The 15789-nt window shown below is 48.4% G+C and carries 16 protein-coding genes and 1 tRNA gene; 1 reads left to right on the forward strand and 16 read right to left on the reverse strand.

What is annotated here, in order from left to right; translation table 11 throughout:
- Window positions 1-34: 34 nt before the first annotated feature.
- From ARCVE_RS06675 to ARCVE_RS10830, 3 genes are all read right to left on the reverse strand, one after another.
- Entirely contained in the window at window positions 35-694 is a 660-nt protein-coding gene (locus tag ARCVE_RS06675; RefSeq protein WP_013684005.1) for an archaellin/type IV pilin N-terminal domain-containing protein, read from the reverse strand.
- Between the two features lie 10 nt (window positions 695-704).
- A complete protein-coding gene (locus tag ARCVE_RS06680) occupies window positions 705-1346 on the reverse strand; it encodes an archaellin/type IV pilin N-terminal domain-containing protein (RefSeq protein ID WP_232215781.1) in 642 nt (213 codons plus the stop codon).
- A 206-nt stretch (window positions 1347-1552) separates the two neighbouring features.
- Window positions 1553-1891, reverse strand: coding sequence for an ArsR/SmtB family transcription factor (locus ARCVE_RS10830; RefSeq protein ID WP_013684007.1), 339 nt, complete (start codon window positions 1889-1891; stop codon window positions 1553-1555).
- Window positions 1892-1936: 45 nt separating this feature from the next.
- Here ARCVE_RS10830 and ARCVE_RS06690 point away from each other — a divergent pair, with 45 nt between their 5' ends.
- The gene (locus tag ARCVE_RS06690) at window positions 1937-2254 is read left to right on the forward strand and encodes a DUF192 domain-containing protein (protein WP_013684008.1); all 318 of its coding nucleotides are present in this window, start codon (window positions 1937-1939) and stop codon (window positions 2252-2254) included.
- Here the strand turns inward: ARCVE_RS06690 and ARCVE_RS06695 are convergent.
- The 13 genes from ARCVE_RS06695 to ARCVE_RS06755 form a co-directional block, all read right to left on the reverse strand.
- Window positions 2244-3101 carry a CheF family chemotaxis protein gene (locus ARCVE_RS06695; RefSeq protein ID WP_013684009.1) on the reverse strand — a complete coding sequence of 286 codons (858 nt, stop codon included), beginning with the start codon at window positions 3099-3101 and terminating at the stop codon, window positions 2244-2246. The genes ARCVE_RS06690 and ARCVE_RS06695 overlap by 11 nt on opposite strands.
- A gap of 53 nt (window positions 3102-3154) precedes the next feature.
- Window positions 3155-4111, reverse strand: coding sequence for a deoxyhypusine synthase (locus ARCVE_RS06700; RefSeq protein ID WP_013684010.1), 957 nt, complete (start codon window positions 4109-4111; stop codon window positions 3155-3157).
- A 48-nt stretch (window positions 4112-4159) separates the two neighbouring features.
- Window positions 4160-6346 (reverse strand): elongation factor EF-2, encoded by a 2187-nt coding sequence (locus ARCVE_RS06705; protein ID WP_013684011.1) that lies wholly within the window; start codon window positions 6344-6346, stop codon window positions 4160-4162.
- Between the two features lie 20 nt (window positions 6347-6366).
- Window positions 6367-6951, reverse strand: a complete 585-nt coding sequence (gene rpsG / locus ARCVE_RS06710) for a 30S ribosomal protein S7 (protein WP_013684012.1) — start codon at window positions 6949-6951, stop codon at window positions 6367-6369.
- Window positions 6952-6967: 16 nt separating this feature from the next.
- On the reverse strand, window positions 6968-7396 hold the full coding sequence (locus tag ARCVE_RS06715) for a 30S ribosomal protein S12 (RefSeq protein ID WP_013684013.1): 429 nt from the start codon (window positions 7394-7396) through the stop codon (window positions 6968-6970).
- A 10-nt stretch (window positions 7397-7406) separates the two neighbouring features.
- Window positions 7407-7826: a NusA-like transcription termination signal-binding factor gene (locus ARCVE_RS06720; RefSeq protein WP_013684014.1), complete on the reverse strand. Its 420-nt coding sequence runs from the start codon at window positions 7824-7826 to the stop codon at window positions 7407-7409.
- A gap of 42 nt (window positions 7827-7868) precedes the next feature.
- A complete protein-coding gene (locus ARCVE_RS06725; protein WP_013684015.1) occupies window positions 7869-8156 on the reverse strand; it encodes a 50S ribosomal protein L30e in 288 nt (95 codons plus the stop codon).
- A 5-nt stretch (window positions 8157-8161) separates the two neighbouring features.
- Entirely contained in the window at window positions 8162-9292 is a 1131-nt protein-coding gene (rpoA2, locus tag ARCVE_RS06730; protein WP_013684016.1) for a DNA-directed RNA polymerase subunit A'', read from the reverse strand.
- A complete protein-coding gene (locus ARCVE_RS06735; RefSeq protein ID WP_013684017.1) occupies window positions 9289-11904 on the reverse strand; it encodes a DNA-directed RNA polymerase subunit A' in 2616 nt (871 codons plus the stop codon). Before ARCVE_RS06735 ends, rpoA2 begins: the two co-directional genes overlap by 4 nt.
- 22 nt (window positions 11905-11926) lie before the next feature.
- Entirely contained in the window at window positions 11927-13741 is a 1815-nt protein-coding gene (rpoB, locus tag ARCVE_RS06740) for a DNA-directed RNA polymerase subunit B (protein ID WP_013684018.1), read from the reverse strand.
- Window positions 13742-15214, reverse strand: a complete 1473-nt coding sequence (locus ARCVE_RS06745) for a DNA-directed RNA polymerase subunit B'' (protein WP_013684019.1) — start codon at window positions 15212-15214, stop codon at window positions 13742-13744. It abuts the gene before it with no gap.
- An 84-nt stretch (window positions 15215-15298) separates the two neighbouring features.
- A complete protein-coding gene (locus tag ARCVE_RS06750; protein ID WP_013684020.1) occupies window positions 15299-15532 on the reverse strand; it encodes a DNA-directed RNA polymerase subunit H in 234 nt (77 codons plus the stop codon).
- 33 nt (window positions 15533-15565) lie between these two features.
- A tRNA-Lys gene (locus ARCVE_RS06755) sits at window positions 15566-15639 on the reverse strand.
- Window positions 15640-15789 lie beyond the last annotated feature (150 nt).

Raw genomic sequence — 15789 nt, forward strand, 5'->3', positions numbered from 1 at the left:
ATTAAAAAATAGGAGTTCAATCTTGAGACCCCCTCTACGACAGATCGACGACTGTCTTGCCCGCAAGAGACTGCGGTATTACTGCCTGCCAGGTGGTTGTTGCTCCGGTTGGCGGGACCACCTTAATCGTTGCCATTTCGCTCTCAGGCAGACCGGAGTCTCCTCTCAATGCACTAACTTTAAGGTGTATCTTAGCAATGTCTTCCTTGTCGTTAAGGACTGGGTTTCTTGCACCGTTCGTTGTCAGTGAGTTATCGTTGTCGTTAACTACAGTCACAACAAACTTGCTGGTCCATGTAACGTTGGCGGGATCAATCACAGTCGTAGATCCGCTATGAGCTATATCACAGGTCAAAATTTTGTGAACGCTCTTGTCAATATACTCAATAGTTGTGTTACCAAGGTCGATGTTAAGACTGCCCGGTCTGAGCTTAACTGTGAAGTTGATCCAGTCAACGTAATAGGCATTGCCACTCTGAGTGACGTTGCCCACCACTCCAACAATGTTAACACCTGTCGAAGTCTGCTCAGTCGCTTCTTTTCCAGTTGCCTGTGCTCTCTGCTGCAGAAGTCCTGCGGTGTTAATCAGAACGGCTGCTGCGATTGCTGCAACCAGTACCATCGCTATGAAGACAATCAGTGTGCCTATACCTACCTGTCCCTTTTCGTCTTTTCTAAATTTTAAAATTCTCATTTCAGACACCTCAGCTCAGGTCAACTACGCTGTAGCCATCGACAGAACTTGGGATAACGATCGTGTGGACTGTCGTGGCGCCAGTTGGCGGAATTATCTTAATCGTAGCAGTCTTGCCTTCTCCAAGACCGTTGTCCGTTGTTGCACTATTAGTTCCAGCGCGTATGTCAGAGATGCGCAGAGATATAATTGCCACATCCTCACGGTCATTCAACACTGGATTCGTGTTGGAATTGAGCGAACCATCCTCATCCTGGACAGCATAGACCTTGAAATGTGTTGCATCTGCTGTTGTTCCAAACGTTAGCTCTTGCGCAGTGTTATCGTCAATATACTGCACAACAGTCTCACCCAGGTCAATGTTCAGACTTCCTGGCCTCAGCTTTATTGTCAGGTTAACCTCGTAAACCGTATCATTTGTGTCGTCAACAAGTCCTGCAGCGCTCACCACATCGATGCCTGTCGAAGTCTGCTCCGTCGCCTCCTTCCCCGTTGCCTGTGCCCTCTGCTGCAGAAGTCCTGCGGTGTTAATCAGAACGGCTGCTGCGATTGCTGCAACCAGTACCATCGCTATGAAGACAATCAGTGTGCCTATACCTACCTGTCCCTTTTCGTCTTTTCTAAACCTCGGCATACTCACCACCACTATCATGGTGATAATTATTACTTAATAAACCTTTCCCCATGATTATCATTTTTGAGAATTTCAGAATATAATAAATACCACAAATAATAAATTTTTTGACAATTACTTACGGATTGAGCCATGTAAAAACAATAAAATCAAAAAATAAGCATGACAGTAGGAAATTAACTTTGACGCCAGCACAACCCATATTTAAAAATTTTATAAAGTACTTATTTCTTCGAAAAACGTTTCAGACTGTCCCAAATCTCCGCCGGTTTTGGTTTAGCTTTCCAGCTAACTCGAATACCCTTGGAAGTAACCTCAATTTTTAGGCTTTCGAGTGTTGACACGTAAGCTGCTCTGCGTTTCTGCCCTTCAACCAGGACCTTCTCGGTTTCAACGAGTAACCCCTTCTCAATTAGCTCTTTGAACTTTCTATAGCAGGTGGCCTGAGGTATTCCAAGTTCTTCGCTTATTTCCTGAACCGTAACAGGTCTTTCCATTGCCCTTGAGAGTATCTTTATACTCCAGACATCCAGCAGCGTACTTATCGTGTCCTCCGAAACCATGATCCACCTCTAATTTTTTAAACAGGTTGGGAACAATAACGCACTGTGAAAGTATTTAGAGAAGACGGAAGTGTTCTGATTGAAGAACTCGTTCTTGCCAGAGGTTTTCGCAGATACATTGGACTTATGTTCAGATTGAAAATGCCGTATGAGGGGTTGCTGTTGAGCATGGAGGGTACTGAATTTATCCACTCATTTTTCGTATTCTTTCCGTTCAAAGCTATATTTCTCGATGACGATTTCAGGGTCGTTGAAACGTGCATTATGAAGCCATTTACCGTTAAAAGAGTAAAAGCTGATTGGGTTCTCGAAACAAGTCCGGAGAAAGTTGTGAAAAAAGGAGAAACGCTCGTCATACGTTAATATCCTCCACATATCTGCTTACGGCAACCTCACCGTAAACCGTCAGCCTGCCATTTTTGAGCATGCCCTTCTGCTCGAGGCTATAGACGATTCTGTGCACGTCAGCAGCTTCCATACCCATAATAGCAGGTAGATCCTCAACTGTGACACCAGAATATATGGCCTGAAGCACCTGCTTTTCCATCTTGCTGAGATTTGCTTTCTCAACTTTCTTGAGTATATCAGCGAACTCAAATCCGACGTACCTGCTCAGTAAGTTGAGAACGCGTTTGTCGGGAATGTAAATGTACGAAACCACTGCCTCACCGTTTTCCATCAAACGAACGTTTAAAATTTCGACTTTTTTACTGTTCACCGTCCTCAGCTCTTTCTTTATGTCTCTAACCGATGAAAGTTTAATCTTCGACTGGTCGAGGAGTATTGCACCTCTTGCAATACCCAGCTTCCCGTTTTTCCAAATAGTGTTGAGAACGATGCCTCCTCTTATTGCAGGATGCTTGTAGATGACAGGATTACCCATTAAGAGAAGCTTCATCAGGAGGTAAAAAAATTTAGACAATCTGTCATCTTTCGCCTTTATTACAACGATATTGGGCGAGCCGTTCTTCACGAATGCTATCTTCATGGAATCCTCAAGCATATCCTTTAGATCATCCGGAACTTCGATTTTTCTGACATCAAAGATACTACTAAGAGGTATTACTATCCTGTCGCTTGCACTTGCGATTAGAAGACGCTTCGTGCTAAGAATTATGCGAGATTTTTCAAAGTCCTCTATCTTTCGCTTTACTCCCTTCTCCAGGGAAACAGCCGACTTGGCCATAAAGTCAGCTACTATCTTCTCCATGGTTTAGATAAAATATTCTTGAAAAATTTTTAAAGTTTACTCCTCAAAAGAATTTAATCTCCAAGTCGCCCAATCAAACCGCAAACGAGGAGCGGAAGAATAATCGTTGCATCCCCTTCAACAGTAACCTGTTTAGCCCCCTCCTTGATTTTGCCCCAGGAAATTGCTTCCCTTGGTCTCGCCCCAGAAAGACTTCCATCCCATTCCACCGCCGTTGTTACATAGACAACATAATCGAGGCCACCCTTGAACTGGTTCCACCATATGGTGTGGTGCTTAGATATACCTCCTCCAACTATTAGTGCCCCCGTACGCTCTGATTCGAAAACAATATCGCTCAGTTCGCTCTCGTCTGCAAGCACGTCAATAACGAAGTCCTTATGCTGCTGGTAGAAAATCCAGAGCTGGCTTCCCACAGCCCCATCAGTTATGCCCGGAATAAAAACAGGAATTCTGTTCTTATAAGACCAGTAAACTATCGAATCCTCTGCGTCTGGCTCTCCTTCGATACGCTTTCCAATTTCCCACACCAGCTCTCTCGTGGAGAGTCTCTTCTTGCTGCTGTAGATGTCCTCAATTATTGGAAGGAGTTTCTCCTCGAGAATCAAACCATAACTCTCATTTGGAGCAAGCACATTTCCTATGCGATTGATTCCCATGCGGTGCAGTTCGGCATCATCGAGCATGAAGCTTCCATGGTAGTAGTCTCTCCAGATTCTTGCGAGATCATGGTCGAGGGTTCCGCACGTCGTAATTATCACATCGACGAGTTTCCTTTTGACGAGTTCCTTTATGACGCCCCTCGTACCTGTAGCTACTATGGCAGCAGGAAATGAGAGAAAGACCGTTGCATCACTCTTAACCATTTCTTCCAGAACGTGCATCGCTTCAGCAACTTTTTTCGCAGTGAATCCTCCAGCCCTGCCAAACTGCTCTACGAGCTCTTCAACAGTAAGTCCTCTTCGCACTTCGATGTCCCTAACGGGCTCGGTAAAATCAGTCACAGTCACGATACCACCTGCGGCAAGAACAGAAGGGCAAAAAACAAATAAAAGAAGTTAACCAACGAAGTCCTCTGGCTTCGGCATCTCGAGCTTGAGTCCCTTGCGCTTTCTGACCTCCATTATGAATTCCTCAAGGAGGTTAGCAGGAACTGGCTCGAAACCTGCATGCTCAACGCTCCACATGGCCTTGCCCGCTGTTGCTGACCTGATGTCGCCAGCAAATCCGAACATCTCTTTGACTGGAGCTTTCGCGACGACTGTCACCATGTCGCCCTCTGTATTCATCTCGAGGATCTGACCTCTCCTTCCCTGAATCTCCCTTGTTACGTTTCCGAGCATGTCCTGCGGGACTGTAACGAAGACTTTCTGGTACGGCTCGAGCAGCGTCGGATTTGCCTGAAGCATTGCCGCAAATATCGCACTCCTTACAGCCGGAATAACCTGCGCTGGACCTCTGTGAACAGCATCCTCGTGCAACTTACAGTCCACGAGCTTTACCTTAACTCCGTGAACCGGTTCTCTCGCAAGTGGCCCGGCTCTCATCGCTTCTCTAAAACCTTCAAGTATGAGTTCCATTGTCTCGTTGAGATACTGGATACCCTTGGTTACATCGCAGAACACGTTACCTTCGTAGTACTCCTGTATACCGGCAGCCTCTTCCTTCGAAAGCCCTGCTTCTTCAAGCAGCCTTCTGCGCTCCTTCTTGTCCATCTTCATGTCCACTTCGCCTTCCTTGAAGAGCCGGATGACTTCTTCGGGCAAAGGCTCTACGACGATGTAGAACCTGTTGTGCTTGTTAGGCGATTTACCCTCAACAATCGGTGACGTGGATGTTACAGTCTCTCTGAACACGACTATAGGTGGTGACGTTATAACTTCCAGTCCACGCTCTCTTCTTATCTTCTCAACTGTAACTTCAAGGTGGAGTTCACCCATTCCGCTGATCAGGTGCTCTCCTGTCTCCTCGTTGAGCGTCACGTGCAGTGTTGGATCTTCCTTCGCAACCTGCCTGAGAACTTCAATTAACTTTGGAAGATCGCGAGGATTCTTTGCCTCGATAGCCATCGTAACCACTGGCTCGCTTATGTGCTTGATCGCTTCGAAGGGCTCAAACTTCTCAAGTGTAGAACACGTTGAACCTGCTACGGCATCTTTCAAACCGACGATTGCAACGATGTTGCCCGCAGGAATCTCTGACACTTCGACGCGCTTTGGACCCATGAACAGGCCGACGGTCTGAATTCTGTTCTTTGCCTTTCTGTCCACTATATAGAGCTCCATACCTGCCTTGAGTGTTCCACTGAAAAGCCTACCGACTGCGATTTCACCTGCATGTGGATCCACGACAATCTTCGTAACCATCAGCGCTACCGGCCCGTTGGGATCGCACTTGACCATTGCCTGACCTTCAGGACTCTCTACGTTGCCCCTCCAGATTGTGGCAATCCTCTCCTTCTGAGCCTGGATTGGTGAAGGCAAATGCTTGACGACCATGTCAAGAACGACGCTGTGAAGCGGGCTCTTCTTCGAAAGTTCCTTCACGTTGTCTGATTTAATGTAATCGTAGACCTCCTTGAAGCCAATACCCGTATCTTTCATTGCTGGCACGCTTACAGCCCACTTGTACAGAGCAGAACCAAAGGCAACGCTACCAGCAGCAACATCAAGCTTCCACTCGTCGTATTTCTCTGGCCTCATGGCTTTGATGAGCTTGTTGACCTCAAGGATTACCTTCATCAGCTTTTCCTGCATCTGATCCGGTGTGAGTTCGAGTTCCCTTATGAGCCTGTCAACCTTATTGACGAAAAGGACTGGCTTGACGTTCTCTCGTAATGCCTGTCTGAGCACGGTCTCGGTCTGAGGCATTACGCCCTCGACTGCATCAACGACCACGATTACTCCATCAACGGCTCTCATCGCCCTCGTAACGTCTCCACCGAAGTCTACGTGACCAGGAGTGTCAATCAGGTTGATGAGATACTCGTCGCCCTTGTATTCGTGAACCATGGAGACATTTGCAGCATGGATTGTGATGCCGCGCTCCTTCTCCTGCTCGTCGAAGTCAAGGTAGAGCTGCCTTCCGGCAAGCTCTTCGCTAATCATTCCCGCTCCGGCAAGTAGATTATCACTGAGAGTCGTTTTGCCATGGTCGATGTGGGCAACTATGCCCATGTTCCTGATTTTGTCTGGTTTCCACATCAGTTCTTTGATTTTGTCAATCATCTTCTTTGCTCTCGTCATTTCACATCCCTACCTCTATGTTACCTCGCGGATTTCGCAACCCTCTCAATTTCTTCCTTCTTCGCGACAGCGTAGCTCTTGCTGTCGTTGTTCGCAGCAGCAATAATCTCGTCTGCAAGGCAAGCAGCGATGCTGCGCTTCGACTTGAACGCAGCCTTTCTTGCGCCCTCGCAGATATTTCTCAGAGCAATGTCAAGGCGGCGAAGACTCGAGGTATCAACAGACTTCGGTACTGCGATACCACCGTATTTGAGCCTTACAATCTCCTCGCGAGGCCCGGCATTAATCAAAGCGTCAACAAGAACCTGTATGGGGTTCTTCTTGGTCTTCTTCTCAATAATCTCAAAAGCTTCCTTAACAATATTGTATGCAAGAATCTTCTTTCCAGTGTTGTGCTCTTTCCTCATCACCTTGTTAATGAGCCTCTCAACAATGAACACCTTCTGCTTCGCGAAGGGCGTGTTCGCGTGTCTACCGTGGGTGTGCGGGACAAAGCGAGGTTCGAGGCATATGTAGTTCTTCAATGCCGGGTCGCTTACTTCAACTTCCTTAGGGTTGTACTTCCCGAATACGTAGAGTTCCTCTTCCGTGAAACCGTATTTCATAGCCATCCCTCTTGCATTACCTCAGTGGTTTCTCCTTTCTTCCCTTCCAGAGCTCCTTGAGAGACGTGTTGTTAACCTTGATTACCTTGTATCTGACACCCGGAATGTCTCCCATGCTCCTTCCCATTCTGCCTCCGATCTTCTCCACGACGACCTCGTCGTGTTCGTCGATGAAGTTTATCGCTCCGTCTCCAGGCGTAAATGCGGTTATCTGCCTGCCGTTCTTTATGAGCTGCACTCTGACAGCCTTTCGTATACCTGAGTTCGGCTGTCTTGCCTCGATACCTATTTTCTCCAGCACTATGCCCCTCGCCATTGGTGCTCCTTCCAGTGGGTCAGCCTTTACGTTAAGCTCGAGTATTCTGCGCACGTACCTCTTATCACTCCATCTGAACTTCTTCCTGTTTTCTATCAGCTTCCTTGCCGCAAACAAACCTTTACCCATGCCTTACACCTCACTTCACTATTATATCATCGATATCGTGATGCCTCCTCGCCAACTCCTTGGCTTTATTTATATTTTTTCCGCCCTTGCCGATGGCAAGGCCCTTATACTGAGGATCAACACCCACCTGGGCAATCTTCTTACCACCTTTCTCGATTAACTTCACTTTCACCTTGATGGGTTTAAAAATGTTGACTATGAACTCTGCCGGATCATCTGAATGTTCAATGACTTCAATGCGCTTACCCATCAGCTCCCTCGCCCTTTCTATGTTGATTCCGCCTTTCCCTATTGCTGCTCCCATATCACCTTTCTTCACGACGAAAATTATCCTGTCGTCCTGAATCATGCAATCCTTAACGCTTGCTCCTGTCAAACTTTCAAAAAGAGTTAGATACCTGATACTCTCAGCAGAAAGTTTTACCCCCATACTACCATCCTCTTGAAATTCTCTAAATTAAATAAAAATGAATCAGGCTGCATTGAGAATCTCCGATTCTCCGGCTTCGAGTATTGCCAGTGCAGCAACGCTGAAGGGTTTACCGCACGCTGCCCCGAGTTCCATGTTCGTGCCGTTGAAAGTAACGACAGGCACATCGAATGACCTTATACGCTCCATAACATCCTCAGGGCAGTTCATCGCCACAACGACGAGTTTTGCCTCTCCACTCTTCAAAGCCTTCAGCGTTCGCTTGCTACCGAGGTAAACCCTTCCCGTTTTCAACGCCTTTCGCAACGCTTTCTCAATATCTACCTTCATCTACATCACCTCAGCTTTGCAATTAGCTCAACATCCCCTGTCCCGAGCTTGATTGGCTGTCCAACTATAATATTTTCAGTTATTCCGCTGAGCCTGTCTATTTCTCCACGCACGGCCGCATCAAGCAAATTGTTGACGGTCATCTCGAAGGCTGCCCTTGCAAGTATGCTCTGCTTCTCTCCCGCAACTCCGTGTCTTCCAATCTGCTTGAGTTCTCCATCAGCCGTCATTACATCCGCCACGAGCATTATATGCCTTACGTTAACCTCGAGACCCTGCTCTTCCAGTGTGGATATTGCTTCTCTTATCACCGCATTTCTCGCTGCTTCAATGCCGAGAACCTCGTATATCTCATATATATCATTTGTGAGAGTTCTCGTCGGATCCACGCCTTTTATCTTCATCACTTTCTTAAGGTTCGAGCCCTCTGTGTAAAGCACGTACTCGTCATCCTCCTTCCTTATTATAACCCTGCGTATTTCTTTTATTCCCGCAAGCACGAGTTTCTTAAGCTTGTCGAATGTATCCATCAGAGCCTTGTAGGACGGTTCGGTTATCGGAATTATAAGCCTGCCGTCCTCCTCTATAACCTCAGTTTTGAGTCCCTTCTCCAGGCGTTTTTTGACCTCTTCGAGTGTCAGTTGTTTTCTTTCGAGGGCTTTCTCGTCGGGTGAGATTATAATCCTCATGTGCCTTATGTCCGTTGCAATGTCTGCTATATCGAGGATGTATGTTGCCTCAATCCGGTTTGCAACTTCTCTCGCCTTGTTCCTGTCCTTGGCGTACTCTTCCGTAAGTCTTATGGTCATCATTGGCGTTGATGGGTTCTTGCGGACATCGAGAATTTCTATGAGCCTTGGCAGACCCAGAGTAACGTCAATTTCTGCGACACCTGCGTAGTGGAACGTTCTCATCGTCATCTGGGTACCAGGCTCTCCAATAGACTGTGCTGCAACTATTCCTGCTGCTTCTCCCGGCTCCATCAGGTTCGCGAGGTAAGCCTGATAGCACCTCTCAACTATCTTTCTGGCTGTGGTCTTGTTAACGCCGAGTTTTTCAAGCTCCGCTTTCAGCTCCGCCTTGACTGAAGAAGGAAGAGGGTATTTGTCAAGAATATCATCATACTTCACGCTCATGCCTTCTCACCCAGCACCTCATTAATTATTCTTTTAACGTCCACAGACTTACCTCTGAAGCTCTTCATCGGATCGACTCCGTCCTCGCCGTAACGGAATTGTACAAGCAATCCTGACGTCTGCTCTCTAACCGTACCATCGTACTCAACCTTCAGATCTTGCAGAGCGTTGATGAGTCTGCGTTGCAGATAACCCGACTGAGATGTTCTAACAGCAGTATCGACGAGACCTTCTCTACCACCCATGGCGTGGAAGAAGAATTCGATTGGATTCAGGCCTTCCTTATAGCTGCTCCTCACGAATCCCCTCGCCTTAGCTCCAAGGTCGCCAGGTTTAAAGTGTGGGAGAGTACGGTTCGTATATGTATAGCCTCTCTTTATGCGTTCTCCTCTAACCGACTGCTGACCAATACATGCCGCCATCTGAGTAAGGTTGAGCATGGAGCCTCTTGCTCCACTGACTGCCATGATAACCGCTGAATTATCCATACCAAGGAACCTGCTCGCTATTTTACCCGCCTGGTCTCTCGCCTTACCAAGAACCTGCATTATCTTCATCTCAAGGGTTTCCTCGATGCTCCTACCCGGCATTGGCTCAAGGTTTCCTTCCCTGTATGCCTTTATGAGTTCCTCGACCTTCTTCTCTGCCTCACTTATAACCTCGTGAATCTGACTAACAGCTTCTTCCGGAATGTCCTCGTCGCTTATACCGAAGGAGAATCCCGTGTACATGATTGCTCTTATCGCGAGCTGCGTCATGTTGTCTATGAAGCGCTTGGTCTCCTCACTTCCATACTTCCTCATTATCTCGTCGATAATTATGCCCTTAAAGGCTCCGACGGCCTTCTCGTCGATGGTTCCACAAATTAGTTCTCCATTCTTTATAATCACGTATGCATCGTACTCGCATTCTTCTTTCTTGCACTCCTCGCAGCCCTGGCAGATTTCCGCCTTGAACTCTATGGATATGTCCGGAAGTATGAGGCTGAAAAGCTGCTTCCCAGTCCAGAGTAGCTTCTCCTTGTACTTCGGCTCCGGCAGCTCGGTTATGTTGAGTGCCTTCAGTATTGACATCGCCTCTTCTCTCGTGAAAAGTTTCTCGCCTCTCGTGAGCAGGTAAAGGCCGCTTATGTGGTCGTGGATACCACCGATGATCGGTCCACCAAACCTCGGCGACAGGATGTGCTCCTGAACGGCCATCAGTACCTTCGCCTCTGCTTGAGCCTCGAGGCTCTGCGGCACGTGCAGGTTCATCTCATCGCCATCGAAGTCAGCGTTATATGGAGGACATACTGCCGGGTTGAGTCTGAAGGTCTTGTAGGGCAGAACGCGCACGTAGTGGGCCATTATACTCATCCTGTGCAGAGAGGGCTGACGGTTGAAGAGCACGATATCTCCATCCTTAAGCTGCCTCTCAACTATCATTCCGGGCTCGAGCTTCTCTGCGAGCTCCTCTCTGTTGGTATCCATCACCCTGATTCTTCGTCCGTCTGGTCTGATGATATAGTTCGCCTTCGGGTGCTCGGTGCGAAGAACGTACTCCCTCGCCTCCTCTATGTTCTTCTCAGTAACGTAGAACGGAACCGTCAGTTCTTCAGCAATGACTTTCGGAACTCCAACCTCGTTTATACTCAGGTTGGGATCGGGCGAAATGACTGTTCTCGCGGAGAAGTTGACTCTCTTACCAGAAAGCGAACCCCTGAACCGACCTTCTTTACCCTTAAGGCGCTGAGCAAGGGTCTTGAGGGGCCTTCCACTTCTGTGCCTTGCTGGCGGTATTCCGCTTACCTCGTTGTCGAGATACGTCGTTACGTGGTACTGCAAAAGCTCCCAGAGGTCTTCGAGGATGAGCTGCGGAGCTCCAGCCTCCTTGTTCTCCATAAAGCGCTGGTTAATCCTGATTATATCAACGAGCTTGTGAGTTAAGTCGTCTTCACTCCTCTGACCCGTTTCAAGAATAATTGAAGGTCGAACGGTTACGGGCGGAACGGGCAGAACTGTTAAAACCATCCACTCCGGCCTTACGGCCTTCGGATCCATACCAAAAGCAGGCAAATCATCGTCCGGGATTTTCTCCAGTCTCTCTCTTATATCCTTGGGTGTAAGCCTGTGTTCTCCCTCATAGAAGAATGTGGGTTTTTCGAATTTGATCTCAATCTGATCCATCCCGCAGTGCGGGCACTTCTTTACAGCCTTCGTTATTCTGAACACTTCCTTAACAACATCTTCATAATCCTGGCCGAGGTCTCTCTTTCGCTCTATTTCCTCTATGAATTTGTCCCTTTTATCGTCTTTCAGCAGAATCCTTCCACATTCCCTGCAGGTGGCGTTGAGTAGCTTGGCAATGAGCTTTGCATAGCCCACATGGATTACTGGGGCTGCAAGCTCGATGTGGCCGAAGTGTCCGGGGCACTCGCCAGCCTTGCCACCACAGGTTCTACATCTCAACCCGGGATCGATGACGCCAAGGCGAGGATCCATTAATCCAGCCTCAATTGGGAAACCGTCATCGTCGTAGGTTTCAGGAGTTATTATCTTCGCTACGCTCATGCGGCGGATTTCCTGCGGACTCAAAACTTCAAACCTAATTCCCGATATTCTTTTCGGAATCATACTATCACCTTTACCTATCATCTTACGCCTTATCCCCGAGTATCAGGCGGGGAGCAATCATCATGGACTTCAGCTCATCAAGTAGGAGTTTGAACGCGTAGCTCATCTCAACCCTGTGTATGTTGCTGTCGTCATCACATATCTTGCAGTAGGCTATATTGCGGCGATAGTCGTATGTTGCGACGTGCCCGCAATTACCACAAACGTAAACCTCAACCTTGTCCGATTCCTCCAGCAGCCTGTCCTTGAGCAGTAAAGCTGCACCGTGACCAATCAGCACGTCTCTTTCCATCTCTCCAAAACGCAGACCTCCCTTTCTCGCTCTTCCTTCGGTGGGCTGCCTCGTGAGAACCTGTACGGGCCCACGGCTTCTCGCATGTATCTTGCTCGAAACCATGTGGTACAGCTTCTGGTAGTAAATCACACCAACAAATATGTCAACGGTAAAGCGCTTACCTGTTATACCATCGTACATGACTTCCTTACCCGTATGACTGAAACCGTAGGCCTTGAGTATCTCTCTGAGGTCTTTCTCTTTCTCGCCGTAGAACACGGTAGCGTCTATCCTCCTGCCCTCGAGACTTCCAACCTTTCCACCAATCATCTCGAGGACGTGACCAACAGTCATACGCGAGGGGATGGCATGAGGATTGACGATCATGTCCGGAACTATGCCCGATTCTGTGAATGGCATGTCCTCCTCGGGCACTATGAGGCCGATAACACCCTTCTGACCGTGCCTCGACGCAAACTTGTCACCGAGTTCTGGAATTCTCAAATCTCTAACCCTTACCTTCGCGAGCTTGGAACCGCTTTCAGACTGCATGAGGAAGACTGCATCAACTATACCCTTCTCGTTTGAACGCATTGTTATTGAAGTCTCCCTCCTCTTTTGCGGAGATATGCCGAGCTCCGTCGGCTCTTCAAGGAACCTTGGCGGAGACGTCTTGCCTATAAGCACATCGTCCGGCCCAACTTCAGTTTCGGGGAAAACGAGACCATCCTCATCGAGGTGTGCATACGCTTCGGCCCCTCTGAAACCAGAAATATCCGCTCCGGGAATCTCGAAGCGGTCTTCCTGACCGCCGGGATAACGCATTTCTTCGGTTTCGTACGTTCTGAAGAAGTGACTTCTGCCGAGGCCGCGATCGATACTTCCCTTGTTGAATATGAGTGCATCCTCAATGTTGTAACCCTCATAGCTTATGACCGCAACTACAAAGTTCTGACCAGCAGGCCTCTCATCGAACTTGATTTCGAGCTGCGTATCTGTCGTTACTATGGGTATCTGTGGATAGTGCAGCAGGTGGCCCCTCGTATCCGTACGCCACGCGAGGTTAGCGTAAGGCAGGCCGAGGCTCTGCTTTATCATCGCCGCCCCCATTGTGTTACGCGGCGATGCGTTGTGCTCCGGATACGGTATGCTTCCAGTACATATTCCAACTATCAGCGACGGACATAGCTCGAGGTGTGTGTGCTCAGGAGTTAGCTCCTCCTCGCTTACGGCAACGTAAGCGTTCTCTTCCTCTTCGGCGTCAAGAAACTCGATCAAGCCCTGCTTTACAAGATCATCAAACGTTAGCTCTCCATTTTTCAGCTTCTCTATGTGCTCCTCAGTAAGCAGAGGCTTGCCATCCTTAACAACTATGAGTGGTCTCCTCGCCCTTCCTGCATCGGTGTTTATCCTTACTTCATTGGAATCAGCATAGTATGCAACGTTAACCTGATCGGATATCTTCCCCTTTCTTCTGAACTCTCTAATCTGCTGGGCGAGTTTTTCTCCATCTTCGCAGAATCCTACAAGAGCCCCGTTAACGTAAACACGAGTTTTCCTCATTTAACCACCCCTTATAGGCTCAACGCCAAGGGTAAAGAGGATGTTTCTTACCTCTTCCTCATCCGTCCCAACGCTCACTTCTGCATACTGAGCGAGGTTCTTAACCAGACCACAGTTCGGTCCTTCCGGGGTTTCTGATGGGCATATGCGACCCCACTGCGTTGGGTGCAAATCACGAGCCTCGAAATGTGGCTGTGAGCGGGAAAGAGGAGATATCACACGTCTCAGGTGAGAAATGACGGAAATGTAGTTGTGCCTGTCTATAAGCTGCGATACGCCCGTCCTGCCTCCAACCCAGTTACCTGTCGCCATTGGATGCATTATCCTGTCCGTAAGGACGTCGCTCCTCACTGCAGTTGACATCTTGAGCGGTCTTCCTCTTACTTTCGCCCTTTCGAGCTGGTACTTAACGTCCTTAACGAGTCTGAGAAATGCAACACGGAAGATTTCCTCCATTAGATCTCCTGCGAGTTTAAGCCTCTTGTTTGCGTAGTGGTCCTTGTCGTCCTCCATTCTCAGGCCAAGAGCGAGTTCGAAAACAGCTTCAGCCATTCTTGCGAGGTAGAATGCCTTCGCTCTCCTCGCTTCGGGCTCAATTCCGAGGTGAGGCAGGAAGTACTGATCAAGAACCTGATTTGCACGCTGAATGCGGTACTCCTTGCTCTGCCCCGGAGCTACGCGCCTGCCGATGTAGTCGATCGCCTCCTCCTGAGTTTCGACTTCCGCCACCTCTACGTTTTCCAGCATGAACTTCATGATTTCCGGATCGCTGCTGACCATCGTAACTATTTCCTGATCAGTTTCAACGCCCAGAGCTTTCATCAGAGTCACAAACTGAATGGACTTGGGAAGCTGGGGGAATGTGACTTCGAGGATATTGTTCCTGCCTCTTTCAACAACTACAAGGGCTCTGTACCCGGCCCTCTGGCTGAAGCACTTCGCAACTTCTATTTCCTCACCATATCGCTCTTCCTTCTCGAGCAGAATCTTGTTGGGAGCCAAATCCTCAAGAGTCATCAAAGCTCGTTCGCTTCCATTTACTATGAAGTAACCACCCGGATCGAGGGGGTCTTCGCCAACAGTTACCGGATCAACCTCGTTGAGATTGCAAGCTTTTGACTTGACCATGATAGGTAGCATACCTACCTCTACTACCTCCTCCTCGAGTTCTCTTCCTTCATCAATCACTTGACACTGAAGATAAATCGGCGCGGCATACGTGAGGTTTCTGAGCCTTGCCATTGCAGGGTAGAGCGGAACTCTGCTCCCATCTGCTTCTTTCACAATCGGTCTTTCAACCCAAATCTTCCCGAGCTTCACGTACGTATCGGGAATGTCAAGCTCTATCTTCTTCTGCTCGTCTATGACCCTCTGAAGTCCTTCATCCAGAAACCTGTTAAACGAGTCTATCTGGTGCTTAACCAACCTTTCATGTGTGAAGTACGCCTTCGCGAGGGCTCTTCTGTCCAGCATATCATCCACCTCTAAACATAGCTAACGCTAACAAGACGGGATTCCGGGCGAGCGTACACGACATATACTCTCATAACTCCCGATTCAGATAACAAGCCTGTATGCCACCGTCTTACCGGCTGTTGGGCTTTCACGAATTATCCTCACTATGTCTCCTACCTTCGCCCCAATCTCCTTCGCAACAGGGTCATCTACCCTGATTTTTGGCAACTGCTCCGGCTTTACACCGAGGGTCTTAAGCAGTTCCTCAGCTTCCTCTTTGCTCAACACTTCGTGCTTCGGCACGAGTACGTGATCCTGTAGCCTGAACTTGCTCATGTTTCTTCACCTGAAATGGAGGGAAAGGGCAGACGGGCTCGACGGGATTTGAACCCGCGACCAACGGCTTAAAAGGCCGTTGCTCTGCCTGGCTGAGCTACGAGCCCATACCCAACTCTCGCTGTGCGTAGAGTATCAGGATATAAATCTTTTTCCCAGCCCGGTGAAGAGCTGGTAGGTAGCAAGGGGCAATTTGTTCCAGAGACCCAGCTCTGGGAACAGCTTTAAAATCTTTCGCTCGGGAGTTAAAGAAAAAC

This window comes from Archaeoglobus veneficus SNP6 (genome assembly GCF_000194625.1).
Lineage (GTDB): Archaea > Halobacteriota > Archaeoglobi > Archaeoglobales > Archaeoglobaceae > Archaeoglobus_C > Archaeoglobus_C veneficus.